We start from the raw sequence: 26,130 nt of genomic DNA, 5'->3' as shown, positions 1-26,130 counted from the left end.
AAGTGTTCCAACAGTTGGGGGAGGAACGATGCACAGTGTGCCGTTCGCGGCCCTTGCTTACAAATTCATATTAATGCTGTTTGAGTGCACTTATTTTGAGGTAAAGAAGATCATGCGCTTCTGGACGCTTGAAACCAGGTTTGCTGAGCGATAGGCAGGTTGCACGATTGCCCGCGCCCTATGGGGAAATAGGTAAAGCCCTTGTCTGCCATGCGGTCCGGGTCATACAGGTTGCGGCCATCGAAAATCACCGCAGCCTTGAGCCGTTGCTGGATCAGGTCGAAATCCGGCGCCTTGAACGGTTGCCATTCAGTGCAGATCACCAGTGCATCGGCCCCCGGCAAAACCGATTCCGGCGTGCCCATCAACATCAGCTTCGATTCGTCGGGATACAGCTGCTGGGTCTGCTGCATGGCCTCGGGGTCAAAGGCGCGGACACTGGCACCGGCACCCCACAACGCCTCCAGCAGGGTACGACTCGGTGCGTCGCGCATGTCGTCGGTGTTGGGCTTGAAGGCCAAGCCCCACACCGCGAAGGTTCTACCGCGCAAATCGCCTTTGTAGAACGCCTGGATGCGTTCGAACAGCTTGTGCTTCTGCCGCTGGTTGATGGTTTCCACCGCTTGCAACAGATCGCTGGAGCAGTGGGCTTGCTCGGCCGTGTGGATCAGCGCGCGCATGTCTTTGGGAAAACACGAGCCACCGTAGCCGCAGCCCGGGTAAATGAAGTGATAACCGATGCGCGAGTCCGCGCCGATGCCCAGGCGCACGGCTTCGATGTCAGCGCCCAGGTGTTCCGCCAGCTCCGCGATCTGGTTGATGAAGCTGATCTTCGTCGCCAGCATGCCGTTGGCTGCGTACTTGGTCAGCTCGGCGCTGCGCAGATCCATGAACAGGATCCGGTCATGGTTGCGATTGAAGGGCGCGTACAAGTCGCGCATGGTGTCGCGCACTTCATTGCTTTCGCAGCCGATCACGATGCGATCCGGACGGCGACAATCAGCCACCGCCGAGCCTTCCTTGAGAAACTCGGGGTTGGACACGATATCGAACTGCAACAAACGGCCGGCCTTGAGCAGGCATTTGTCGATGTGCGCCCGCAGGGCGTCGCCGGTGCCCACCGGTACAGTGGATTTCTCCACGACAAGGACTGGTTGTTCGCGGTAACGAGCCACCGCCTCACCGACGGCCAGGACCTGACTCAAATCGGCCGAGCCATCTTCCCTGGAAGGCGTACCCACGGCGATGAACAGCACCTGGCCGTGCTGCACCGCGAGCTTTTCATCGTGGGTGAAATGCAGACGTCCGGCTTCCAATCCCTCACGCACCAGCGCGGCCAGACCGGGTTCGAAGATACTCACCTGGCCTTGGCGCAGGCTTTCGACTTTCTGTTCGTCTATGTCCATGCACACCACGTCATGGCCCACCTCGGCCAACACCGCCGCTTGCACCAATCCCACGTAACCACTACCGAATACACTGATTTTCATGGCGGACTCCCTGGATGACTTCCGAACGGGCAGGCACATACAACCCGCACATCGCCGCAATGCGCGCATCAGCAGAATAAGTCGGGGATATTTCAGTTCGCTGACAGGCTGCAGCGGTTGCGGTCAACCCGTGGGCAAGGGAGGGGAGCCACCCTGGTCTGAACGTGTGGTGTCAAACTCGCCGCTACGCGGCAGCGCTCAGGCCTTGACCCAGCGTTGACGACTCCAACTGCTCAGCGAGTCGACCGCGAGGACCAGCAGCAGCATCGCCAGAATCACCGTGCTGGCCTGCGCCTCCTGGAACAGGCTGAGGCTGACATAGAGCATTTGCCCCAATCCGCCGGCGCCGACGAAGCCCAGCACGCTGGCCATGCGAATGTTGTTTTCCCAGCGGTACAGGATGTAGGCCAACAGCTGCGGCATCAGGTTGGGCAGGGTGCCGTAACAGAACGCCCACACGGCATTGCCGCCTTGCAGGCGAATGGCTTCGGCCGGTTCGGGTGGGGTGTTTTCCAGCGCTTCGGCGAACAGCCGGCCGAGCACGCCGGTGGTGTGCAGCGCCAATGCCAGGGTGCCGGCATTGGGGCCCAGCCCAGCAGCCAAGACCATCAGCGCCGCCCACACCAGTTCAGGAACCGCGCGCAAGGCGTTGAGTACCAGGCGCGAGGTGCTTTGCATCGGCCAACCGAAGCGCCCGGCGGCGGGGAGGGCCAGGACCAGGCCGAACACCGCGGCGAGCAGGGTGCCAAGGGCGGACATGGCGATGGTTTCCAGGGCACCGTGGCCGATTGCTTTCAGATGGCTGGGGCTCAGGTCCGGGCTGAGAAAACGCTGGGCATAAGCGCCCATCCGGTTCAGGTTGTCGCCGTCGCCAAGCTGGCCGAGGTCGATGCCCAGATAGGCGAACGAGGCGACGACGGCTGCACCGATGCACAGGAGCAATATCGCGTTGAACAGGCGGTTCATGCCAGCCTCCAGCGCAGCAGGCGACTGAGTTGATCGGCCAGCAGGACCAGGACGAGGAACGTCAACAGCATGCTGGCCACTTCACCGCCGGCGAACATGCGCAACGACAGGTCCATTTGTTGGCCCAGGCCACCGGCACCGACGAAGCCCATCACCACCGAGGCGCGGATGGCGCACTCCCAGCGATACACCGTGTAGGACAGCAGCTCCGCCGCGACATTGGGCAGGATCCCGTAGCAGAAGGCTGTCAGTCGGCCGCTGCCAGCCTGCAACAGCGCATGTGCCGGACGCTGGTCGACCGACTCGTAGATTTCCGCGTAGACCTTGCCCAACATGCCGCTGTAGGTAATGGCGATGGCCAATACCCCAGCAGTCGGACCAAGGCCGACGGCGCGGACGAAGAGCAGGGCCCAGACGATTTCCGGCACGCTGCGCAGGAAGATCAGCAGACCGCGTACCGGCCAGCGCAGCAGTTGCCCCCAATAGCCCGGTTGGCCACCCCGGGAGGCCGCAGACAGCGAAAGCGCACGGCTGGCCAGCAGGCTGGCGGGAACGGCGAACAGCAATGCCAAAGCCATACCCGCCGTGGCAATGGCCAAGGTCTGCAAGGTGGCTTGCAATAGCAGCTCAATGAACGCTTCGCCATGGGCCGGTGGCCAGAAGGCCGAGACAAACCGGCCCATCTCGCTTTGACTGTCGCTCGTCACCAGCACGCCAAGGTCCAGCTCGCTGAAGTGGATGCCCGGCCACAGCAGGACAAGCGCCAACAGGCAGAGCAGCAGGCGAGGGCCGCTGGCGGGGTCTCGGGTATCGCGTGTCAGCATCGCGGGATTTGCACACTCAAGGGGGAGGGCGGTGGAGGCGAGGGTATCAACTGCTCATTGGCGTAGAGTTTGTCGAGCCGCTCACGGTCGACGGCATCGGTCGGCAGATCGAACAGGATCTGTCCGTCACGCAGGCCGATGATCCGCGAAAAGTGCGCCAGGGCCAGGTCCACCGCATGCAGGCTGGCGACCAGGGTGACGTTGTGCTCCCGGGCATGGCGACAGAGCACTGAAAGGGTGTGCTCGGCCAGCACCGGATCCATGGCCGAAACAGGTTCATCGGCCAACAACACCTCGGGTGCCTGATACAGCACCCGGGCAATGCCAACGCGTTGTAATTGGCCGCCGGAGAGTTGCTGGCATTGCGCGAACAGCTTGTCGCTCAGATCCAGCCTGGCCAATGCCGCCCGTGCGCCGGGAACATCCAGCGGATGCAGCAGGTTCAGCAGGCTCTTGCCCATGCCCCACTGACCCAGTTTGCCGGCCAGCACCGCAGTGATCACGCGCTGGCGCGGTGGCAGGGGCGGCGCTTGGTGGATCAAGCCGATGCGCGCGCGCAGGCGCTGTCGTTGGCGGGCAGATAACTGCCAGGCCGTTTCACCGAGCACCTGCATTTCGCCCTGACCCGGTCGCAGGGCCGTGCCCAGCAGATTGAGCAGGCTCGATTTACCCGCACCGGACGGACCGATGATGGCGACCTGTTCGCCGGCACCGATGTGCAGCTCCACGCCACGTAGCGCCTGGACACCGTTGGCGTGGGTAAGGCTGACCTGGGTCAGATGTAATGTCATTTGAGCAATTCGGCGGCGCGTGCGGCTTCCTCGATGCCCTTGTAGTTCTCAGGCTTGGTTTCGATGAAGCGGCTGGCAGCCTGCAGATCGAGGATTTCCTTGTCCTTCGGATTTGCCGGGTCGAGTGCGAGGAAGGCTGCCTTGATCTTGGCTGCCAGCGCCGGATCGAGCGTTCCGCGCACCGTCCAGTTGTAGTCGAAGTAGGCCGGGGTGGTGGCAAACACCTTGACCTTGGCGGTGTCGACCTTGCCGGCGGCGACCAGTTTTTCCCAGACGCTGGCGTTCAGTACCCCAGCGTCCACTTTGCCGGCCTGGACCCAGGCGACGGTGGCGTCATGGGCGCCCGAGTAACCTACGCGGCTGAAGTAGCTTTCCGGCTTGATGCCGTCCTGGAGCATGAAATATCGCGGCATCAGGCTGCCAGAGGTGGAAGACACTGAACCGAATGCAAAGGTCTTGCCCTTGAGGTCGGCGAGGGATTTAACCGCAGGGTCGGCGGTGATGAATTTACTGGTGAATTGGGCGTCCTGCTCGCGCTGCACCAGCGGGATCGCATTACCGGTTTTCAAGCGTGCTTGCACGAACGTGAAACCACCCAGCCAGGCCAGGTCGATGCGGTCGGTCGCCAGCGCCTCGACCACCGCGGGGTAGTCGCTTACGGGAATGAACTCGACTTTCATGCCGGTCTGTTGTTCCAGATAAGCGCCCAAGGGCTTGAACTTGCGCAGCAATTCGGTAGGGGCTTCATCGGGAATCGCGCTGACTTTCAGGGTGTCGGCGGCCTGGGCCAGCAAGGCGCTGAAAGACAGGGTCAAGCCGACGGCCAATGCCAGGGAACGCTTGAGCATGGAAAATCTCCGGTACGTTAACGCAGGAATATTGAAGCACCAGGCACTCGCGAACAACCGCATGGCGCTTTGTGAGGGTAGACGAATGAGTGTGATAACGGTCGTTTTTGGCCCTGGTGAATCTCGGCCATCCAGTCACAATGCGCGGATCCTACAAGCTCAAACGCGCGATGCAAACAGTTCTTGGCTGTTACCGCCTCCCTAGGGATGGATTGTCCCGAGCGTTTACGATTTTTTCCATAGTCTGAATGATGTAGCCTCGCAGCGGCTATATGTCAGTTCGCTATCAGAGGTTTGCTGTGTCCAGGATGATCGAGCCCCGAGTGCGCTATGGATGCCTGCTTCATGTTGTATGTTGGTTCTATCTGAGTGGGGCCCAGGCCGATGATCAGGATCCTGGTGCTGAACAGGCGGAGCCTGGCCGGCCTTCGGTCTTGGTACTCGACGAGGTGAAGGTCACTGCCCGCCACCGCGAGGAGCGCGTGCAGGCCGTGCCGATTGCCATGAACGTGCTCAATGGCGAGCAATTGAACGATGCCGGCATCTACCGTACCGAGGACCTGCAGCAGCGCGTACCGAGTCTGTTGGTAGCCGTGCCCAGTGCGCGTTACGCCAGCTACGGTATTCGCGGACTCGGTTCGAGCTCCTACAACGATGGTCTGGACGGCAGTGTCGGGGTGTTTCTCGATGGGGTTTACCTCGGGCGCCAGGGCATGTCGCTGGTCGACCTGGTCGATATCGAGCGGGTCGAGGTGTTGCGGGGGCCGCAGGGCACCTTATATGGCAAGAACACCACGGCGGGTGCGATCAACATCAGCAGCCGCGCGCCCACCTTCGAGCCGCAAGGCAATGGCGAGGTGTCGGTCGGCAGTGATGGCCTGCGTCAGTATCGCGGTACGGTTTCAGGCGCGCTGATCGATGGGGTGTTGGCAGGGCGCCTGACCGGCTACGACGTAGAGCGCGACGGGCTCATAGAGAACACTTACGACGGCAGCCACCTGGGTGACCAGAACCGCCAGGGCCTGCGGGGACAGTTGCTGTGGACGCCGAGCGAAACATTCAGCGCGCGACTGATCGGTGAATATGGTTGGCAGGACGAGCAGGGCAATGTCTTTGCGGCCAGCAACTACAGCCAGACGAGCATCGATCGAGCCGCCTTCGTTGGCTACCGCCAACTGCCGATAGATCCTTATGCGCGTCGCGTGCAGCAAGACGAACCCAACACGGTGAAGACGCTGCAGACCGGCACTACGTTGGAGTTGAACTGGCTGCTCGACAGCGGCGCCACGCTGACCAGCATCAGCGGTTACCGCGACTGGACCTATGATGCGGACCAGGACGGCGATGGTATGCCGCTGTCGGTGGCCGAAAACGCCGCCGTGAAGCTCGATCACCATCAATTCAGCCAGGAGTTGCGCCTGGCCGATTCGCCCAACGAACACTTCGACTACGTGGTGGGCCTTTATTATTTGCGGCAGAAGTTGAACCGCGAGGTGGGCGTGCGTTTCGGCGAGGACGCGGCCGCTTATTTTCTGGGGGATCGCCCGGAAATCGACTGGCTGGGCATTACGCCCGGAATGATTGCCCCGTCATTGCTCGATGGCGCGCAGCAGGACTTCGACGGTCAGCAGCGCACCGACAGCCGCGCTGTGTTCGGTCAACTCACCTGGCATGCCACGGACCGCTTGGCGATCACACCAGGGCTGCGTTACACCCGCGAGCGCAAACAGGGCTGGCTGTCGCGCAGCGTTTCGGGGTTGGCGCCACTGGGCCCTGACCTGATCTCGCAGTTGGCGGGCCCGTTGCTGCGCAGCGTCGCACTCGGCGGCGAGTACTACCGACGTGATGCGATCGAGGAGAGCAATCTTTCCGGACAATTGACGTTCAGCTACCAGTTTGCCGATGACCTGCTCGGCTATGCCAGTTGGTCACGCGGTTATAAGGCCGGTGGAATCAATCTCGACGTAATCGGCCCCAATGTCTCATCGACATTCGATGCGGAGCGGGTCACTTCGGTCGAGGTGGGTCTCAAGCGCAGCTTCTGGAACGAACGAGGCGTGCTCGATCTGGCTGTGTACCAGGCCGATGTCGACGACTACCAGGCATTGACCAACCGTGCGCCGGTGAACCAGTTCTCGCCGCCGATCCGCGACAACCTGATCAATGTCGGCAAAGTGCGCCTGCGCGGGATCGAACTGGACGCGCAGCTACGTGCCAGCGAACGGGTTGACCTGAGGCTGGGGATCGCCTGGAGTGACGCACGCTACCGGGATTTCCCCAACGCACCGTGCTCGCCAACCAGCGCTCAGTGGTCGTGCGATTTGGGAGGTCAACGCGTGTTCAACGCTCCAGAGTGGAACGCCAACGCCGGAATCGACTATCGCTACCCACTGGAGCATGGCCTGGAGCTGTTCAGCGCCCTGGACTACAAATTCCGCAGCGGTTACTACGGCACGCTCGAAGGTGGCCACGGCAGCTACCAGCCATCCTATGGACTGACCAACCTGCGTCTTGGACTGCGCCGCAGCAACAGGCGTTGGGAAGCCGAACTGTGGGCGCGCAATCTGTTCGACAAGAACTACATCACTGCCGTTTACCCCCGGCTTGGCGCAGGTGATTACGGAGTGCTTACCGGCGACCCGCGCAGCATGGGCATGACGTTGCGCACGCGCTGGTAGTTTGGTGGCTGCCGTGATGATGCTCGCCAAAGGATTGGTGCGCGGTGAATTGGTTTTCAGTGATGCTTGTGGGTGATGGTGAGGGGAAGCGTCTGGTGGAAAATCTGCTGGATAGTCCGGCTGGTAGCAACATACGTTGTTACGTGTAATGTATATTATGTTAAACACGATGTATAAAGGTGTTTACTCATAGTGTCACCTGCACCCTAAAACAGGACTTTGCCACGAATTACCAGAATCCTCCGAAATCAACGATCTATGCTCCCTGCCTCCAGAGCCTTCGAGCTTGCCGCCGGCTTCGGCCACCGGTCCCTCAGACTTGAAACCAGAATCTCTTTCCACCACATAGTCTGTGTCTCCCACTGCACTAGCAACTTCACGAAGATTGTCCAGCGCCTGCCTGTGCGCATTCGCATCGATCCCGATCAGCCTGCTGCAGCCGCACACCGAGGCGCTCTTCCAATGGATTCATTGTCACGACTAGGTTGACAGTTAGACGCTTTATAGCTGCTTTTTCCTTTTTGGGCCCCCTATTAATCTGTATTCACGGTGCTGCCAAACCTTGATTCAAGGGAGCGCGCGCTACCCACCTTTTTTTACCCGGAGATCACATGCCCATTGTCTACGGTTATCCCTTGTCGTGGAGTGCCCTGCTGCTGGTGATCGATGCGCTGATCTGGCATCTCGCGCCGTTCAAGCACCGCGTCACCCGGATCGGGTTGCGTCTGGGCCTGTTCCTGATCTTCAGTGCAATCATCATCAATGCCGACGTCAGCCCGCTGCAGGCTCCCGTGTTTGCCGGTGATCGCGCTGTGCAACTGGGGGCAACGGCCCTTGGGATTCTCTGGTGGCTATATGCCGCGCGGGTGCTCACGGAAATCATCGGTCTGGTGCTGATACGACGCATTGGCCACAGTGGGCGGTTGCTGCAGGATGTCATAGGTGCGCTGGTATTTTTGATCGCGATTGTTGCCGCGGCTGGTTATGTGCTGGAGCTGCCAGTCAAAGGCTTGCTGGCGACCTCCGGAGTCGTGGCGATCGTCGTCGGGCTGGCGTTGCAAAGCACGTTGAGCGACGTGTTTTCCGGCATTGTGCTCAACACCACCAAACCCTATCAGGTGGATGACTGGATCATGATCGACGGCACCGAAGGCAAGGTGCTGGACATCGACTGGCGTGCCACCCACCTGCTCACCAGCGCCGGCAGTACTGCGGTGGTACCGAACTCGGTGGCGGCCAAGGCGAAGATCGTCAACCTGAGCCGACCGAGCAACATGCATGGCGTATCCATTAGCATTCAGGTGCCCAACCACATCCGTCCGCGTCGGGTGTTAGACGCACTGGATCGCACCCTGCAAGGTAGCAGCAGCCTGCTCCTCTCCCCTGCACCTAAAGCTCTGCTCAAGGAGGCCGGTGAAAACATGTCCGAATACGTGGCCAGCGGTTTTATCGCCGAGCTGGGCAGAAAAAGTGAAGTGCGCAATCAGTTGTTCGACCTGGCCCATCGGCACTTGGAAGCGGCTGGTATTTCCCGGCAACTCGATGGTGCGGTTGAACCCACTACCCGAGCGCGAGCGTTGCTGGACGAGGTAAAAATCTTCCGCTCCCTGGGCGAGGACGAACGCGATCGGTTGGCTCTGGCCATGACTCCGCAGCAATACGCGGCGGGACAAGTGGTGCTGGAACTGGGTGAAGTGCCTGACAATCTGTTCGTGATTGCCACCGGAGTGGTCAGCGCCACAGTGCCCGACGACACCCAGCAAACTGAAGTAGGTCGCATGGGGCCGAGCGAAGTCATGGGCGAACAGAGCATCCTCGCCGACACACCGTCCCAGGCCACTTTCACCACACTGACGTCCTGCATCATTTACCGCATCGACAAGTCTCTGACACGCAGTTGCATGGAGCAACGCAGCGAAGTCGGCCAGGCATTGAACAAGCTGCAAGCGGTGCGACAACAGAACAGCCAACTGACGTTGATGGCCAAACCAGCGCCGATCAAAAAAGGAGGTTTGCTTGGGTGGTTGCAGAAGCGTTGAACTGCGCACCGGCCTCGGCACTGCTGACTGCTCCCGAGAGGGTGTCTATCGCCTTAGGTGAGTGGAATTAACAACATTTAACTCGCAAGCCACGGCCCTGCAACCAAGAATGAAACCCTCTGCGCATACCTGTTTATCCAAAGGAGGTGGTGCTGACCCTTCGTGTAATGCGCTGGTGCATTCCCATTGTTTCAAGGACATTGTTATGGCCCACGTTCAGCACAAGTACACCATGAAGAACACGGTGCTTTGCTGCTGCCTGTTGTGTGTTGGAAAGGTTATGGCAGCAGACTCGACAGAGCCCAGAACCTCGGACTTTCTAGGGGATGCAACGCTCAACGTTATCAGCCGAAATTTCTTCTTGAACAATGATAACCGCTCTGAAAACGCCACGAAAAATTACCAGCGAGAATGGGCACAGGGCTTCATCACGACGTTTGAGTCAGGCTTCACGCCCGGAACATTTGGTTTTGGTGTGGATGTGCATGCTTTTGTCGGGCAAAAACTCGATGGCGGTAAGGGACACTCAGGAACCGGGCTTTTACCTGTCGACAGTGATGGAGAGTCCGCACAAAACTTCAGCGACGGCGGCGTGATCAAGACTCGCCTCTCACAGACCTCTATCAAGTTCGGCGAGATGGAAGTAGAAACCCCAGTCTTCGACACCTCCGACAAACGTCTGCAACCCGAATACGCAACGGGATGGCTCTTAGAAAGTGACGAGCTTACTGGCATACACTTGGTCGGTGGCAAATTCACGGCATTCAAAAACCAGGACTCCTCCTCTTCTAAAGGGGATTTTTCCGGGTATGGCGTTAACACCGATATGGGCTCAATCAGCTTCGTTGGGGCTGACTTCACATCCAACAAGAACCTAGGCGCCAGGCTGTACTCATCCCAGCTAACAGACACTTGGAGACAGTATTACGCGAACGCGTATGTCCGTCGCTGGGATACGTTTGTAGATTTCAACATCTACCATACGATTGACTACGGGCGCTCAGTTGCGGGAGGCATCAACACAACAGCTTATAGCCTTTCTGCCAAACACAATATTGGCAACCAAGCCTTTACCCTGGCGGTCCAAAAAAATCGTGGTGACACGCCTTTCGATTTCGTAGGGGGTGACTCCATATACCTAGCCAACTCCATCAAGTTCGCCGATTTCAATGGCCCCCATGAGCGTTCCTACCAAGCCCGCTACGACCTGGATTTCGCATCCATGGGATTGCCTGGGCTCAAGTTCATGTCACGGTATGTGACTGGACGTGATATCGACGGTACTCATGCGCCGCAAGGAGGGGCTTACTTCCCTTTTGATCCTGGCGAACAGGAGTATGTCCCTCAGCAAGGCAAAGGCGGGAAGCACTGGGAGCGCGACATCGATCTAAGCTACACCGTCCAGTCCGGGCCGGCGAAAGATCTTTTAGTGCATTTCACCCACGTTTCTCATCGGGCGAACGAAGCACAAGGCGGGCCGGACATCGACCGCATTTACTTTGTCCTTGAGTACAACTTCAAACTGCTGTGATTCCTCAGCCGTTGCAGAAACGACGGATCTCAACAGACATGCGATCCGCTTGGAACAGCCTTGCCCAGACTCAATTTTCAGCCCTGCGTATTTGTCGCTATCAGTGGATCGCCACGGGGTTGAGGTTGTCCTGGGTCGAGCCCTTGTAAAGTGGTTGACCGAGGACAAACTACTGCAGAGCGCGTTTACTCGCATCCCTGTCAGCCACCCGTCACCCTGACGTCAGCTCCCCCCACCTAAAGTAACTCTTCCGGGTTTTGTGCACTGCGACCCACGTGGTACATCTATCGCTCTCGATAGGACATCAACATGAACATATGGAAACCCCAATGAAAGCACTCTACGCGCTCTTGATGATCGGCCTTGCCGGCTGCGCGCGCGCTCCGGTTGAGGTCGCCCAGCCGGCGCCGGTCAGCTTCGGCGACTACCGCCTGCAGACCCTGGCGCAGATTGAGCGTAATCGGCAGTTTCAGAATCCCGACCACACCTTGGAGCTGGCCTGGAACGCACCCCGTGAATGGGTACCCGCGCAGCCCAATGGTAGAGGCGTTCTTCTGGTTCACGGCCTTGGCGATTCGCCCGGCTCATTCGTAGATGTCGCGACACAGCTGGCCAGCCAGGGATATCGGGTACGCACCGTGCTGCTGCCCGGCCACGGCACTCGGCCGGCCGATATGCTCGACGTTGACATCAATGATTGGCGTCGAACCGTGGAACAACAGGTGGCGCTGCTACGCAAGGATGTCGGCCACGTTTACCTGGGTGGTTTCTCCACCGGTGCCAACCTGGTTGTGGCGTACGCCATGGACGATCAGTCGATCGCTGGGCTGCTGCTGTTTTCCCCGGCGTTCAAGTCCAATGTTGGGTTTGATTGGGTGCTGCCGTGGCTGGCGAAGGTCAAACCGTGGCTACGGCAGCCGACCAGCGCGGCCCCGCAGCAGACGTCGCTGCGCTACCAGAACGTGCCAACCAATGGCTTCGCCCAGTTTTACCTGAGCAGTACCGCCGTGCGCAGCAAGCTGGCATCGCAGGCGTTCGACCGTCCGGTGCTGGTGGTCAGCGCGGCCCATGACTCGGTGGTGGATGTGGAGTTTGTACGGGACGCCTTCAATCGACGTTTCCCCAACCCGAGCTCGCGGATGATCTGGTACGGCAACCTCGCCAACGAATTGCAAAGTCCGCGCCTGTTGGTGCGCAGCGACCAGTTGCCGGCCGAGCAGATCAGTCAGTTTTCCCATATGGGCGTGCTGTTCTCCCCCGATAATCCGCAATATGGTCGCCAGGGTAACCAGCGTCTGTGCTGGAACGGCCAGAGCGACACGGCTTACCAACAATGCCAGGCAGGTGGCCCTGTCTGGTATTCGGACTGGGGTTATCGTGAGCCCGGCAAAGTCCATGCACGGTTGACCTACAACCCGTACTTCGCCTGGCAATCCGAGGTGATGGTGCAGGTGCTGGAGGCCGGGGCTCAAGAACATTCCACTGTGGCAAACACACGATAATCGCCCGCCCCTTGCCGTCGGGCCCCTCCTCCTGTCTGGAGCCTAGTTGCTGGTGCTCATCACTGTTGGTGCGGTTCTAGAATAAAACTATAACCAAATAACCTAAGTCAGCGACCACCGGTCACCTATCTTGAACATCTGAGGGGCCGTCATTGGCCGGTATTCCTGATACGCCGCTGCCTTCCTTACGGCGAACGGATGCCCGAACACGAGCCAAGGAAGCCGTAGATGGCAATCACCCAAAACAACCGTCTGGTACAGGTCGACAGTCCTCTCGGTGGCGATGTCCTGTTGTTGCAGAGCATGGATGGCAGCGAAGAGTTGGGGCGGTTGTTTCACTACGAATTGGACCTTACCTCCGAAGACCGGGCGATCAAGTTCGATCAGTTGCTGGGCAAGCCGATGGGTTTGACCCTGGAGTTGTACAACGGCGGCAAACGCTATTTCCACGGCATTATCAGCAGCTGCCGGCAACTGACCGGCCACGGTCAGTTCGCCGGTTACCGCGTCAGTCTACGGCCATGGTTCTGGCTGCTCACGCGGACCTCGGACTGTCGGATTTTCCAGAACAAGACCGTGCCGGACATCATCAAGCAAGTGTTTCGCGACCTCGGTTTTTCTGATTTTGAAGACAGCCTCAGCGCCAGCTACCGTGAGTGGGAATATTGCGTTCAGTACCGCGAAAGCAGCTTCGATTTCGTCAGCCGGCTGATGGAGCAGGAAGGCATCTATTACTACTTCCGCCATGAAAAGGAGCGTCATGTCCTGGTGCTGGCCGACGCCTATGGTGCTCACTCCACGCCAGCGGACTACGACTCGGTGCCCTTCTATCCGCCCGATCGGCAAATGCGCGAGCGCGATCATTTCTATGACTGGCAACTGGCACGGGAAGTCCAGCCGGGTTCGCTGGCGCTGAACGACTATGACTTCCTGCGCCCGCGCGCCAGCCTTGAGGTGCGCTCCAGCGTGGTACGTAACCACAGCAACGGTGACCACCCGCTGTATGACTACCCCGGTGAATACCTGCAGAGCAACGATGGCGATCACTACGCACGCACCCGCATCGAAGCCATTCACAGCCAGTTCGAACGCGTGCAGTTGCGTGGCCGCGCTCGCGGGCTGGGCTCCGGTCATTTGTTCACACTGACGGGTTACGACCGTGCGGACCAGAATCGCGAATACCTGGTGGTGGTCGCGCGCTATCAGATCCGTCAGGAAGTCTATGAAAGCGGACAGTCAGATTTAGCCGAACAATTCGTCAGCGAGCTGGACTGCATGGATGCCGGCCAGGCCTTCCGCCCTCTCCCTCTGACGCCCATGCCCATTGTCCGTGGGCCGCAGACCGCCGTGGTGGTTGGCCCCAGTGGCGAGGAGATCTGGACCGACCAGTATGGCCGGGTCAAGGTGCATTTCCACTGGGATCGCCATGACCAATCCAACGAAAACAGCTCCTGCTGGATTCGCGTGTCCCAAGCCTGGGCTGGCAAAAACTGGGGGGCCGTGCAGATCCCACGGATCGGTCAGGAAGTGATCGTCAGCTTCCTCGAAGGCGACCCTGACCGGCCGATCATCACCGGTCGCGTCTACAACGCCGAACAGACCGTGCCCTACAAGCTGCCAGCCAATGCCACTCAGAGTGGCGTGAAAAGTCGTTCAAGCAAGGACGGCTCACAGGCCAACTTCAATGAGATCCGCATGGAGGACAAGAAAGGCGCCGAGCAACTGTTTATCCACGCCGAGAAGAATCAGGACATCGAGGTCGAGAACGACGAGACCCATTGGGTCGGCCACGACCGCAGCAAGACCATCGACAACGACGAAACCGTGCACGTCAAACACGACCGCACTGAGACCGTGGACAACAACGAAACCATCAAAATCGGCGTCGACCGCAAGGAAACCGTCGGCAACAACGAAACCATCTCCATCGGCGTGAACCGCACCGAAGATGTGGGCAGCGACGAGAAAATCACCATCGGCGCCAACCGCACCGAAAAGGTGGGCAGCAACGAGACCATCACCATAGGCGCGGACCGCACGGAAAAGGTCGGTGCCAACGAAAGCATCACCATCGTCAGCAACCGCACCGAGGACGTGGGCGGTAACGAGACCATCGGCATCACCGGCAACCGCAACGAAACGGTCAAAGGCAACGAAGGTATCGAGATCAATGGCAACCAGAGTACCCAGATCGGCCAGAACGAATCCCGTGACGTCGCCCAGAGCCGCACCACTGACATCAAGCAAAACGACAGCCTGGACGTTGGCAAGCACTTCTCCCTCAACGCCGGCGACTCGATCAGCCTGACGACGGGCGCGGCCAGCATCACCATGAAGAAGGACGGCACCATCGTGATCAGCGGCAAGAACATCACCATCGACGGCTCCGGCGCCATCAACATCAAGGCGAACAAGAACGTTGTCGTCAAAGGCCAGAAGATTCTGCAGAACTAGCCATGGAGTGTGCGCTATGACCGTCGAATACCACCTCGCCCCCTCCTCCACGCCCGTGCGCGTGGAGGGCGTCGTGATTGGTGTGCTGCTGGATGTGCCCCTGGCCGACGCTCCAGTGGTGGCTTTTCCCGGTTGCCCCGATGACGCGGGGCTCGCCGCGCGCACCACCACACCGCTCAGTCGCGAAGACATCGGCGCCCAGGTCGCGCTGATGTTCGAGGCCGGCGACCCGGCCCGGCCGCTGGTGATCGGTCGCATCCAGCGCCTGCCGCAAACCACGCCCCGCGCCGTCGCGAACCTGGACGGCGAGCGTTTGGAGTTCACCGCAGAACGGGAAATCGTCCTGCGTTGCGGCAAGGCCAGCATCACTCTTACCCGTGAAGGCAAGGTACTGATCCGAGGCGCCTACCTCTCGAGCCGATCATCTGGAGTGAACCGGATCAAGGGCGGCTCGGTACAGATCAACTGAGGCAGTGACGCCATGGAATTGATAAACAAGACCCGCCTCGTCGGCGGCTTTACCACCTCAACCGATAAAACCGGCCGTGAATGGCTGGTCGTGGTGGCGAAAGGAACCTACGGCATTGCTGATCATCCTGGACATGAACCTCGCCTGCTGGAACAACAGGCTCCGCTGATCATGGCTGATGAGTTCCCAGGGGAACCGGGCGAATCAGCTGCGTTATACGAAAACGATTTTGCACTGCACAAGCCACGCTGCGATGTCCTGCTCAATGGACACTGCTACGCACCCAATGGAGAGCCGGTAACAGAGCTGAACGTAGCCCTGAAAGTCGGGACGCTGGTAAAAGCATTCAAAGTCGTGGGGGCACGAGTCTATGTGGAGGGCGCCCTCTCACACTCGACAACCAGGCCTGTTCCCTTCACAAGAATGCCTGTTTCCTATGCCCAGGCTTTTGGCGGGGTGGACCGCACGCATGCCGACGCCACTCAACATCAGTGGTACCCCTGGAACCCTGTAGGGGTCGGATTTTACCCAAGTGCAAACACTGCCCGGATAAATGGTCTGCCGCTGCCCAATACCGAAGAACTGGACAGGCCCGTCACCACGCCCGAAGGGAATTACAAACCGATGGCATTCGGCCCGATCGGTCGAGCCTGGCAACAGCGGATCCGATGGGCCGGCACTTATGATCAGGCGTGGCTTGAAAATCAGTTTCCATTTCTGCCGGAAGATTTTGACCTGCGTTATTTCCAGTGCGCACCAGAGGATCAGCAAATTGACTACCCGCAAGGTGGCGAAGAAGTTGCGCTGCTCAATCTCAACGATAAAGGCCGGACGGCATTCAGGCTTCCGACAAACTTGAAACTGCCGGTGCTCCTGGTTTTTCACGATGACAGCACGCGGGAAACGGCAGCCGTTGTCGACACCGTGATTCTGGAGCCGGACGCGAATCGGCTGCTCCTGACATGGCGAGCTTCTGCGCCGCTCGGGCGCAACATCAAGGAAGTGGCCAAGGTCATCGTCGGGCAAAGCGCCGATCAGTTCGAACAGGCCAAGGCCAACGAAGAACGCATGCGAGGAAAGCAACACTTCAAGTCATTGGCTCAACTCATCGCGTGGACTAAGGAAGCTTATCCTCCCGCAGAAGAGGCGTTATGACGCCGGCCCTTTTCATCACCAGCATGGGCATGGCTTGCCCTGTGGGCCTATGCGTCGCCAGTGCCTGTGCTGCCAAGCGCGCCGGACTGTCAGCGCTCCAGGAGCTGCCGTTTTTTGACAACGCTTGCGAACCCATCATCGGCGCGACGGTGTCCAGTCTCGACCTGGCGCTGCCGGCAGCATCGCGTATGTCCGGGCTCATGCTGCATGCACTGGTGGAGTTGATACAGGGTGCGCCGAAGCTGGATTGGACAGAAGTGCCCTTTCTCCTGTGCCTGGCTGAACCGGAGCGCCCCGGAATCGATATCAGGGGAATAGCCCAGACCGTCATACACGACGCATCTTCCAAGTTGGGCATACAGTTCCACCCAACCCACTCCAGGGTCATCCCCTCCGGCCAGGTTGCCGGCATGCATGCCCTTCATGAAGCCAGTCGATTGATGCAAGAAACCCGTGCGCCTGCCTGCGTGGTGGCGGGTGTCGACTCGCTGCTCAGCGCCTTGACGCTGCAATGGCTGGACCAGCATCGCCGGCTGAAAACGGCCACTCACAATGACGGCTTGTTTCCTGGCGAAGGGGCCGCGGCCATCTTGATTCAGGCCTATCGGCAACCTGGCACCTGCTTGGAAATCTCAGGCCTGGGATTCGGGCAAGAAGAGGCACCGCTTTTGTCGAACAAACCCCTGCGAGCAGGCGGGCTGACCGACGCCGCCCGCACGGCGCTCGCACAGGCCAGACTGGGTTTGCATGAAATTGATCTGCGCCTGTCCGATGTCACGGGCGAGCAATACGGCTTCAAGGAACTTCCGCTGATGGAGGCCCGGCTTTTTCGGACCGTCCGAAAAGAGGATCAGCCACTGTGGCATTGGGCAGAGGCCATGGGTGACACCGGGGCCATTGCTGGAATCGTCCAGTTGATACTCGCCGACCAGGCGTTTCGCAAAGGCTATGCACCGGGAACCACCGCGATCTGTCTGAGCAGTGCCCTGGCCGGTGCACGCGCCGCCGCCGTCGTGCGCGACCTCAGTCGACCCCAGGGGCCCCTATGAGCTGCGACGTTTATGCAAATGGCGATGAGATTGCATGCAAAGCGGGTGGCGGCAAGGTCATCGCGGCATTCCCGGATGTCTGCCTGACGCCACCACCGCCTCCCGCAGGACCCATCCCGGTGCCCTATCCGGACACCTCGTTTTCCAAGGACATGAAGAAAGGCAGCAAGACCGTCAAGATCGAAAACAAGGAGATCATGTTAAAAAATCGCTCCTTCTATAAAACCTCCCCACTGGGCGATGAAGCCGCCACAAGAAGCCAGGGTGCCGGTGTCATCACTCACGTCATCACCGGTAAGACCTATTTTGTTTCATGGTCAATGGATGTTCTTTTCGAAGGCCAGAACGTAGACCGACATACCGACCTCACCACATCGAATCATGCCAGTCCCGCAGCGAATGCGGTCGTCCCCATGGTCAACACCGCCAAATACAGTCCGGTGCAACAAGACGCCAAGGTGCCAGGCAAACACAAATGTGAATGTTGTGGCGGCGCGGCGCACTCCAAGGCTCAAGCGAACGGGGAGTACATGACGGAAGACGAATTCTACGGCACCGCACAAAATCCTCAGAACGCCGCCGTCCTCGCCAAAGTCCGGGCAAACCCCAAGTGCAGGCACTTGTTGCCACCTGCCGGAAAGCAACCGAGCGGATGCAATAAGTACTACGTAACGAGCAAACGAGAGAAAGCCAACATTGAAAATGATTGGGCGATTAACAGGCCAGGCTATATGCGTTGGAAAACCGAAGTGGGTCAGGGAGAACCGGTGGCGCATAGAGTCCCCAAGGCGGCCGGAGGTTGTCCGGCCGGGCAAGGGAATCTCGCCCCGACTGGCAAGAAGTGTGAGAAGCTCGAAGGAGAGCTCAGTTCACTTCAAGAGACACGCATCAATAGTTTTCCAAGGCCTGAATGATGAAAACCTCTAATTACAAGCACACTCAAAGACCCGGTTTTCTTCAAGACAGCTTCTATTGGAAGGGGCGTGGCTATCACTACTGCGGCTGCGCTCCGGCAGAAGTAATGTCGCCTGACGGCTGGAAGAAAGACGACCCGTGGATGGCACTTGCTGCGATTCTGGAGCAAGCCAAGCATGGCGATTACAGCCATGTATCCCAACTGCGCAAATGGATAGTGGACCCTGATTGCGATCCAACGCTGGTATCGGCTTGCCTCGGTCTGACCGCTGATGCAGGACTCGACACCGACCTGGATTTCCTTGCCGAGCTCATACTCGAAGGCCCCACCTACCTGCGTATCGAGGCGTGCCTGGCAGCGCAGTGGTCTGGTGTGCTGTGGCTGATACCTTTCATGGTTGAGGCATGGCGCACGTTTGCCCGTCGGGCCGACCGAGCCGCCGTGGAAGCCAATTTAAGCAATCTTCTTGACCCCATCGAAAACGAACCCGAGTTCTTTGACAGTGGCTTGAACGAAATCGAATACAAAGCGGCTGTCGATTCACGACTGAGCGAACTGCAGAACGCTTATGGCAGCGATCGCTGCTCGATCTCCGGTGGCATGCCCGTCGACATGAACAAACAAGTCTGGGTCATGAGAAAGTCCCTGGTTCCTTCAGGCACTGATGAATGGATCGACTGGAGCAACTTTCTCATCTGGAGGCGTAAATTCGAGGTGTATTCCGGCGTCGACTGCTCCAGTTTCTATGGGAAAAATGGCGACTTTCAACCGCTGAATGCGGCCGCTGTCCTGGACCGATACATGGCCTCTCCCCTGCAGTTCGAAGTCGGTAAACGTTACTTCTTCGGAAACCTGGTGCCGTAACAAGACAGAGACGTCATGCTCCCCATCTCCTCAATGATCGAGCAACATGCCGAAGAAGCTTGCTTCCTCATCCTCCTGCACGATCACGCCGTGCGCGCCCCCCACTACGACCTTGATGATCTCAGCAAACTGGACGAGCGCATCGATGCCCATCTCGATGGCCTGCGCATCGCCGGCTCAACGGGCCTGGAAATCCTGCTGGCCCAGCTCGGTCCGCACGCCGTCGGCGAGACGTTCGCCAGTGTGTTGCTGGCCTTCGAGGCGGCCGATGCGAAGATGTTGTCGCGACTCAGCGATCATTTGCGAAGCGCGTCAGAAACGGAGCGCGGTTATCTGATGGCCCTGGGGTGGCTCGACTGGGAGCGTATATCGCCCTGGATCGAGCGCATGTTCGCCTCCCCTGAGCCGTTGTTTCACCGCCTCGGCCTGGCGGCCTGCGGGATGCATCGCCATGATCCCGGCCCTACCCTGCTGGCCGAACTGTCCCACGCCGACCCCAGCGTGCTGGCACGTGCCGCCCGCACGGCGGGCGAGCTGCGCCGGCGTGACCTGCTCCCGGCGATTCGTACCCACCGCCAGCATGAAGATGCCGCCACGCGCTTCTGGGCCAATTGGGCCACCGCACAGATGGGCGACGCGCAAGCCCTGGAGCCATTGCGACAATTCGCCGGGCAACCGGGCCAGTTCCAGTATCGCGCGCTCTGCGTATTGCTGGCCTGGCAGGAACGCGAGCCCAGCATCGCCTGGATACGCCAGTTGGTACAGGATCCCAGGGACCGGCGCATCGGCATCCAGGCCCTTGGGCTGCTGGGCGACCCGGTCTGTGTACCGTGGTTGATCCAGCAAATGAGCGACCTGCCCTATGCCCGGGTCGCCGGTGAAGCCTTCAGCCTGATCACCGGCGCTGACCTGGCGTTGCTTGATCTGGAGTTGCAGGACCTGCCCGATTTCGACGCCGGCCCGAACGATGACCCGCAAGACACCAACGTGGCAATGGACCCCGACGAAAATCTACCCTGGCCCGACCCGCAGCTCATCACCGCTTGGTGGCAGGCCCATGGCGGTGATTTCCAGGCAGGCGTCGGTTATGTGCTGGGACAAATGCAGAGCGAAGCCAGTTTTCGGCAGGCCCTTGCCCACGGCCAGCAACGCCAGCGCATCGCTGCCGCCTGCGGTGTCGCCCGTTTTCGACCAAACGAAGTGCTTTTTCCCACCAGCGCACCGGCCTGGCGGCAACAGCAGTTGTTGGGGAGGACGGGGGTGTTCGGGCGTTGATCAGGGTGGTTATATAGCTCAAACGCAAATCAGGCTGCGACTCCTGATCATTACTTACACCCCTCTGGAGACACCATGCCAAACGCAACCGGACAGAACCCTGTGGCCCTTGTCAGCGGGGTTGGAAGTGAGATTGGGATCGGCATGGCCATCGCGCGCAGACTGGGGACTGCAGGTGCCAGACTGATCGTCACCGCCAGCAGTGCGCGAATCAATGATCGGGTCGCAGAACTGCGTGCCGAAGGATTCGACGTCCAAGGGCGGGCCATCGATCTTACCGATGAGCATCAGGTGCGTGAGTTTATCCCATGGGCAGAGTCCCTCTGGGGGCAGATCGATATTCTGGTCAACAACGCGGGCATGGCCATGCAAGGAAGCCCGGAGTTATTTTCCGACTTGGAAACCATGGATCTGCACACCTGGAACCTTACCCTGGCGCGAAATCTGACCACGGCTTTCCTGCTTACACAGGCCGTTCTGCCCGGCATGCGGGCGCGCCGTTACGGGCGCATCGTAAACATCAGTTCCACTACCGGCACCCGCTGCAGTAACCCCGGTGAAGCGGCTTACAGCGCCGCAAAGGCCGCGATGGTTGGAATGAGCATGAGCCTGGCGCTTGAAGTCGCCCAGCAAGGGATCACTGTAAACAGCGTCGCTCCCGGCTGGATCACCACAGGGTCGACCACTGCCGAGGAAGCCAAGGCGGCAGGTTATACGCCGATGGGCCGGGCCGGACGTCCCGAAGAGGTGGCTGCAGTGGTTGCTTTCCTGGCGTCTTCAGAGGCGAGCTACCTCACTGGCGAAGTCATCGTGGTGGATGGCGGAAACTGTTTGGTCGAGAACAAGGCCCCTTGATCTGAACAGGCTCCTACAGGGTTGGGACATATCCCCGTGAGTCACTTGAACAATTCGCTGCTCATGAAATCAATGAACACCCGCAGTTTTGGCGCCAGATGCTTGCTTGAAGGCCAGAGCATGCGGAAGGTGCTCTGATGCCGATTGAACTCGTCAAGGACGGTAACCAGCTCACCGGCGACGATGGCATCGCGCACGGTGAAATCCGGTACGCAGGCAATCCCCAATGCATCGCGCACGACGTACAGCAACGCCTCGGTGGTGTTGCAGACCAGGGTGGCCGGCAGGTTGAGATCGGACTGCCCTTCCCCGTTCACCGGCCAGACCTGCAGCCTGCCAGTGCTGGGGAATTTGTATAGCAGGCAGGCATGGCGCAGCAGATCCGCCGGCACCTGCGGTGTGCCGTGTTCGGCGAAGTACCGGGGCGAACCGACCACGACGAGCTTGAACGCGCCTAACGGGCGGGACATCAGCCGGGAGTCGTTTGGCTCTCCGGTCCGAATGACGGCATCAAAACCTTCCTCAATGATGTCCACCAGCCTGTCGGAGAAATCCAGGTCCAATTCGATACTGGGGTAGCGGCGCATGAAAGCCATCAGCGTCGGCATGACCAAATCTGCAACCAGAGGCAAGCTCACGCGCAGTTTGCCCCGCGGCGCTTTGCGGGTTTCCGACAGTTCCAGTTCGGCCGCTTCGACTTCGCAGAGAATGCGTCGGCAACGCTCGAGGAAAAGCGTCCCTTCTGCCGTCAGCGTGATACTGCGCGTGCTGCGATGAAACAGCCGCACCCCCAGCCTTTCCTCGAGCCGGGCCACGCTTTTACCCACCGCCGAAGACGAAATGCCAAGCGCCCTGCCCGCCTCTGAAAAGCTGCGGGTTTCGGCCGCGCGAACAAAAAAATCAATCCCGCTCAGTGATTCCACGCCAGGCTCCCATTGCGGACATTTTTTCCGATGTGTTGCGCACTCTAGCATTCTTGTCTCGCCCAAGAGCGGCACTTACCGTAGTCGACACTTATCAATCTGCGATTGACGCCGCCATCCGGCGGGTCAGAAGCGCGCCAAGCAGGTGACACATGACGATTGCCAATACCCATATCGACGCCGATGCCGAGGTCGTTCAAGACGCTGCGCCGCTCCCCATCGGTTCACTGTTCGCCCTCGCGTTGGCGGCGTTCGTGACCATTCTCACCGAAGCCTTGCCCGCCGGCCTTCTCTCACAGATCAGCGAAGGGCTGGCGATTTCCGAAGCCCTCGCCGGCCAGTTGGTCACGGTCTATGCGATAGGTTCCTTGCTGGCGGCCATTCCCTTGACGGCCGCGACCCAAGGCATGCGGCGCCGGTCGCTCTTGCTGCTGGCCATTGCCGGTTTTGCCGTGGCCAATACGGTCACAACGTTTTCGTCCCATTACGGCTTGACGATCGTTGCCCGCTTGCTGGGTGGCGTATCGGCCGGGCTGCTCTGGGCCTTGTTGGCCGGGTATGCCGCCCGCATGGTGCCCGAGAGCCAGAAAGGTCGGGCGATTGCAATTGCCATGGTCGGCGCACCCTTGGCGTTATCCTTGGGCGTACCGGCCGGCACCTTGCTCGGTAATTTGATCGGCTGGCGGATGAGCTTCGCCATCATGAGTTTGTTCGCCGTCGCCTTGATGGTCTGGGTGCGACTCAAAGTGCCTGACTTTCCCGGGCAAACCACCGACAAACGCCTTGCCTTGCGCCAGGTCTTCACCCTGCCAGGCGTTCGCTCGGTGCTGTGTGTGGTGCTGGCATTTGTTCTGGCGCACAACATTCTCTTTACCTATATCGCCCCGTTCCTGATGGCGGCAGGCCTGGGCGAGCGGATCGACCTGGTGCTGCTGGTCTTCGGGGGCGCCTCGTTGCTGGGCATCTGGGTCGTCGGCGCGCTGATCGATCGCCATCTACGGGCATTGACCCTTGCCAGCACGGCACTTTTCGCCATCTCGGCCCTGACACTGGGCGCCATGAGCGACAGCCTTGCTGCGATCTACACCGCCGTGGCGGCCTGGGGAGTCGCTTTTGGCGGGGCCGGGACGTTGTTCCAAACGGCAATCGCAAAGACGGCCGGAGACGCGGCGGATCTCGCCCAGTCGATGCTGGTCACGGCCTGGAACGTCGCCATTGCCGGCGGCGGGATCGTGGGGGGCATCCTGCTCGATCATCTGGGTGTCGTTGCGTTTGCGCCTGTGCTGGTCGCGCTCTTGCTGCTGACGTTGGCGGTGGTGTGGTCCGCCCGGCAGTATGGGTTTGCAGCGGACCCTCAACGATAGGCAGCAGCAACTGACATCAAATCGTCATCACTGCGTCGTCGAAACGCCATACATCCTGAGTACTGTCCTCGCCAATGAGATCGATCTCAAGCGAGTGACAATGACTGATTTGAAAGAAGTTGCACGGCTGGCAGGGGTTTCGCGGGCAACCGCGGCGCGAGCCTTTGCCTCCCCTGAAGTGGTCCGTCCGGCTACCCGTGAACAGGTCTTCGCCGCAGCGCGCCAACTGGGGTTTCGGCCCAACCGTCTTGGTCGCCAACTGCGCCTGCAAGTGACCAAGCTGATCGGTGTCGTGGTGCCCAACCTGCTCAATCCGGTGTTCGCCGAACAGTTTCAGGCGATGGAGCGTGCTGCACGCGTGCATGGTTACAACCTGTTGTTGGCAACCACCGATTACAGCAGCGAGCGCGAAAGCGCGGTCGTCGAGGAGTTGCTGCGACAGCGTGTCGATGGGCTGGTCCTCACGGTAACCGACGCCGAGAGCAACCGGGTGCTGCAAAGCCTGGACAGCGAGGACACGCCTTTTGTGCTGGCTTATCACCAGCCGGGTAATCCGGATTACAGCGCGGTGTCGGTGGACAACCGCGCCGGCATGGCGCTCGCCACCCGTTATCTGCTGGACGCCGGGCACACTCGGATTGGCATGGTCGCCGGCCCTGCCCTGCAATCGGACCGCGCTCGCCTGCGTTATGCCGGTTATTGCGAGGCAATGCATGGAGCCGGTCTCGCCAGCCTGCCGGTGATTGAAATGCCCGCCCATACCCAGGCTGACTTCGCCGCCATCGAGCCGTTATTGCATGGCCCCCAGGCGCTCAGTGCGCTGGTCTGCTCCAACGATTTGCTGGCCATCAGCTTGATCGCCGAACTGCGCCGCAACGGCTGGCAAGTGCCTCGGCAACTCTCGGTCATCGGTTTTGACGGCATCGCCCTCGGCACCCAGATGCATCCGACGCTGTGCAGTGTTGTTCAGCCCATCGAGGCACTGGCCTGCACCGTGATTGATCAATTGTTGGCGCAGATCGCTGGCGCCACCCCGGTTTCCCATTGCCTGCCTTGTCATATCCGGCCGGGCGAAAGTACTCAACCCTACGAGGAGACGCTTGATGTTCCACTTGCGTAAAACCCTGGTGACACTGCTGTTATGCGGCGCGGCCACCTTGGCTCATGCCGGCGAAACGGCGATTTGCTACAACTGTCCACCAGAATGGGCCGACTGGGGCACGCAGCTCAAGGCGATTGCCGATACCACTGGCGTGCAGGTTCCGCTGGACAACAAGAACTCTGGACAGGCATTGGCGCAACTGGTCGCCGAGAAGGCCGCGCCGGTGGCGGACGTGGTGTATTACGGCGTGACGTTCGGTTTGCAGGCGCAAAAAGCCGAGGTGGTCGGCACGTATAAACCCAAGGGTTGGGAGCAGATCCCGGCGGGTTTGAAGGACCCCGAGGGACACTGGTTTGCCATTCACTCCGGCACCCTGGGCATCATGGTCAACGTCGATGCGCTGGGCGGTCTGCCCGTGCCGCAAAGCTGGGCCGACCTGCTCAAGCCTGAGTACAAAGGCATGGTCGGCTACCTTGACCCGTCCAGTGCTTTCGTTGGGTACGTCTCGGCGGTAGCGATCAACCAGGCCATGGGCGGCAATCTGGATAACTTCGCCCCAGCCATCGACTACTTCAAAAAGCTGGCGAAAAACTCACCGATCGTGCCCAAGCAGACGGCTTATGCGCGGGTGCTGTCCGGGGAGTTGCCGATTCTGGTGGACTACGACTTCAACGCCTATCGGGCTCGTTACAAAGACAAGGCCAACGTTGCCTTTGTGATTCCCAAGGAAGGCAGCATCAGCGTGCCTTACGTGATGAGCATCGTCGACAACGCCCCCCATCGGGCCAACGCCGAGAAGGTCCTGGATTTCGTTTTGTCCGAGCAAGGCCAGGCGCTCTGGGCCAAGGCGTACCTGCGACCGGTGCGGGCAATGAAGATGCCTGCCGATGTTGCCGCGCAGTTCCTGCCCGACAGCGATTACGCCCGGGCCGGCGTAGTCAACTACGAGCAGATGGCCGCGGCGCAGGAAGCCTTTTCCGCACGTTATCTGAGCGAGGTCAAGTAAGTGACCGTCTCGGCAGTAAAAGCCCGAGA

21 protein-coding genes and 1 pseudogene are annotated in these 26,130 nt (G+C 59.8%); 16 read left to right on the top strand and 6 right to left on the bottom strand.

Going from position 1 to position 26,130, the window contains the following annotated elements; genetic code table 11:
• Positions 1-110: 110 nt before the first annotated feature.
• From PSEUDOMOFG3G_RS13910 to PSEUDOMOFG3G_RS13890, 5 genes are all read right to left on the bottom strand, one after another.
• On the bottom strand, positions 111-1,490 hold the full coding sequence (locus PSEUDOMOFG3G_RS13910) for a UDP-glucose/GDP-mannose dehydrogenase family protein (protein ID WP_139050328.1): 1,380 nt from the start codon (positions 1,488-1,490) through the stop codon (positions 111-113).
• Between the two features lie 198 nt (positions 1,491-1,688).
• Positions 1,689-2,456: a phosphonate ABC transporter, permease protein PhnE gene (gene phnE, locus PSEUDOMOFG3G_RS13905; RefSeq protein ID WP_047226489.1), complete on the bottom strand. Its 768-nt coding sequence runs from the start codon at positions 2,454-2,456 to the stop codon at positions 1,689-1,691.
• Positions 2,453-3,280, bottom strand: a complete 828-nt coding sequence (locus tag PSEUDOMOFG3G_RS13900) for an ABC transporter permease (RefSeq protein ID WP_047226488.1) — start codon at positions 3,278-3,280, stop codon at positions 2,453-2,455. The genes phnE and PSEUDOMOFG3G_RS13900 overlap by 4 nt, the downstream gene beginning before the upstream one ends.
• Positions 3,274-4,071 carry a phosphonate ABC transporter ATP-binding protein gene (locus PSEUDOMOFG3G_RS13895; RefSeq protein WP_047226487.1) on the bottom strand — a complete coding sequence of 266 codons (798 nt, stop codon included), beginning with the start codon at positions 4,069-4,071 and terminating at the stop codon, positions 3,274-3,276. The genes PSEUDOMOFG3G_RS13900 and PSEUDOMOFG3G_RS13895 overlap by 7 nt, the downstream gene beginning before the upstream one ends.
• Positions 4,068-4,919 (bottom strand): putative selenate ABC transporter substrate-binding protein, encoded by an 852-nt coding sequence (locus PSEUDOMOFG3G_RS13890; RefSeq protein WP_107322490.1) that lies wholly within the window; start codon positions 4,917-4,919, stop codon positions 4,068-4,070. The genes PSEUDOMOFG3G_RS13895 and PSEUDOMOFG3G_RS13890 overlap by 4 nt, the downstream gene beginning before the upstream one ends.
• Before the next feature lie 434 nt (positions 4,920-5,353).
• On the opposite strand from PSEUDOMOFG3G_RS13890, the gene PSEUDOMOFG3G_RS13885 reads away from it, so the two are divergent.
• The 13 genes and pseudogenes from PSEUDOMOFG3G_RS13885 (at position 5,354) to PSEUDOMOFG3G_RS13830 (ending at position 21,706) form a co-directional block, all read left to right on the top strand.
• A complete protein-coding gene (locus tag PSEUDOMOFG3G_RS13885; RefSeq protein WP_257220773.1) occupies positions 5,354-7,597 on the top strand; it encodes a TonB-dependent receptor in 2,244 nt (747 codons plus the stop codon).
• Between the two features lie 366 nt (positions 7,598-7,963).
• Positions 7,964-8,086, top strand: a pseudogene (locus tag PSEUDOMOFG3G_RS28095) (HlyD family secretion protein); the annotation flags it as partial.
• Positions 8,087-8,208: 122 nt separating this feature from the next.
• Positions 8,209-9,636 (top strand): mechanosensitive ion channel family protein, encoded by a 1,428-nt coding sequence (locus PSEUDOMOFG3G_RS13880; protein ID WP_139050326.1) that lies wholly within the window; start codon positions 8,209-8,211, stop codon positions 9,634-9,636.
• Positions 9,637-9,841: 205 nt separating this feature from the next.
• Positions 9,842-11,167 carry an OprD family porin gene (locus PSEUDOMOFG3G_RS13875; RefSeq protein ID WP_139050325.1) on the top strand — a complete coding sequence of 442 codons (1,326 nt, stop codon included), beginning with the start codon at positions 9,842-9,844 and terminating at the stop codon, positions 11,165-11,167.
• Positions 11,168-11,520: 353 nt separating this feature from the next.
• Positions 11,521-12,669 (top strand): carboxylesterase, encoded by a 1,149-nt coding sequence (locus PSEUDOMOFG3G_RS13870; RefSeq protein ID WP_306670306.1) that lies wholly within the window; start codon positions 11,521-11,523, stop codon positions 12,667-12,669.
• 228 nt (positions 12,670-12,897) lie between these two features.
• Positions 12,898-15,123 carry a type VI secretion system Vgr family protein gene (locus PSEUDOMOFG3G_RS13865; RefSeq protein ID WP_139050323.1) on the top strand — a complete coding sequence of 742 codons (2,226 nt, stop codon included), beginning with the start codon at positions 12,898-12,900 and terminating at the stop codon, positions 15,121-15,123.
• Positions 15,124-15,139: 16 nt separating this feature from the next.
• On the top strand, positions 15,140-15,592 hold the full coding sequence (locus PSEUDOMOFG3G_RS13860) for a DUF6484 domain-containing protein (protein ID WP_047226482.1): 453 nt from the start codon (positions 15,140-15,142) through the stop codon (positions 15,590-15,592).
• A gap of 12 nt (positions 15,593-15,604) precedes the next feature.
• Positions 15,605-16,747 (top strand): DUF2169 domain-containing protein, encoded by a 1,143-nt coding sequence (locus tag PSEUDOMOFG3G_RS13855; protein ID WP_139050322.1) that lies wholly within the window; start codon positions 15,605-15,607, stop codon positions 16,745-16,747.
• Positions 16,744-17,796 (top strand): beta-ketoacyl synthase N-terminal-like domain-containing protein, encoded by a 1,053-nt coding sequence (locus tag PSEUDOMOFG3G_RS13850; protein WP_047226480.1) that lies wholly within the window; start codon positions 16,744-16,746, stop codon positions 17,794-17,796. Before PSEUDOMOFG3G_RS13855 ends, PSEUDOMOFG3G_RS13850 begins: the two co-directional genes overlap by 4 nt.
• Positions 17,793-18,710, top strand: coding sequence for a DUF4150 domain-containing protein (locus PSEUDOMOFG3G_RS28240; protein WP_139050321.1), 918 nt, complete (start codon positions 17,793-17,795; stop codon positions 18,708-18,710). Before PSEUDOMOFG3G_RS13850 ends, PSEUDOMOFG3G_RS28240 begins: the two co-directional genes overlap by 4 nt.
• Complete coding sequence (locus tag PSEUDOMOFG3G_RS13840; protein ID WP_171061378.1) at positions 18,710-19,576, top strand: hypothetical protein; 867 nt, start codon at positions 18,710-18,712, stop codon at positions 19,574-19,576. Before PSEUDOMOFG3G_RS28240 ends, PSEUDOMOFG3G_RS13840 begins: the two co-directional genes overlap by 1 nt.
• Positions 19,577-19,591: 15 nt before the next feature.
• Positions 19,592-20,851: a TIGR02270 family protein gene (locus PSEUDOMOFG3G_RS13835; RefSeq protein ID WP_076384691.1), complete on the top strand. Its 1,260-nt coding sequence runs from the start codon at positions 19,592-19,594 to the stop codon at positions 20,849-20,851.
• Positions 20,852-20,926: 75 nt separating this feature from the next.
• Positions 20,927-21,706 (top strand): SDR family NAD(P)-dependent oxidoreductase, encoded by a 780-nt coding sequence (locus PSEUDOMOFG3G_RS13830; RefSeq protein ID WP_139050320.1) that lies wholly within the window; start codon positions 20,927-20,929, stop codon positions 21,704-21,706.
• Between the two features lie 41 nt (positions 21,707-21,747).
• Here the strand turns inward: PSEUDOMOFG3G_RS13830 and PSEUDOMOFG3G_RS13825 are convergent, their stop codons facing one another.
• Positions 21,748-22,629, bottom strand: a complete 882-nt coding sequence (locus tag PSEUDOMOFG3G_RS13825) for a LysR family transcriptional regulator (RefSeq protein WP_047226475.1) — start codon at positions 22,627-22,629, stop codon at positions 21,748-21,750.
• A 152-nt stretch (positions 22,630-22,781) separates the two neighbouring features.
• Between PSEUDOMOFG3G_RS13825 and PSEUDOMOFG3G_RS13820 the strand changes: the two genes are divergently transcribed.
• The 3 genes from PSEUDOMOFG3G_RS13820 (at position 22,782) to PSEUDOMOFG3G_RS13810 (ending at position 26,101) form a co-directional block, all read left to right on the top strand.
• On the top strand, positions 22,782-23,993 hold the full coding sequence (locus PSEUDOMOFG3G_RS13820) for an MFS transporter (protein ID WP_139050319.1): 1,212 nt from the start codon (positions 22,782-22,784) through the stop codon (positions 23,991-23,993).
• A gap of 100 nt (positions 23,994-24,093) precedes the next feature.
• Positions 24,094-25,113 carry a LacI family DNA-binding transcriptional regulator gene (locus PSEUDOMOFG3G_RS13815; RefSeq protein WP_047226473.1) on the top strand — a complete coding sequence of 340 codons (1,020 nt, stop codon included), beginning with the start codon at positions 24,094-24,096 and terminating at the stop codon, positions 25,111-25,113.
• Positions 25,097-26,101: an ABC transporter substrate-binding protein gene (locus PSEUDOMOFG3G_RS13810; RefSeq protein WP_139050318.1), complete on the top strand. Its 1,005-nt coding sequence runs from the start codon at positions 25,097-25,099 to the stop codon at positions 26,099-26,101. Before PSEUDOMOFG3G_RS13815 ends, PSEUDOMOFG3G_RS13810 begins: the two co-directional genes overlap by 17 nt.
• The last annotated feature ends 29 nt before the right edge of the window (positions 26,102-26,130 follow it).

Source organism: Pseudomonas sp. FG-3G, from assembly GCF_901007645.1.
Taxonomy (GTDB): Bacteria; Pseudomonadota; Gammaproteobacteria; order Pseudomonadales; family Pseudomonadaceae; genus Aquipseudomonas; species Aquipseudomonas rhizophila.
The sequence above is the reverse complement of the archived record's forward strand: the minus strand, read 5'-3'. Positions and strand labels throughout refer to the sequence as shown.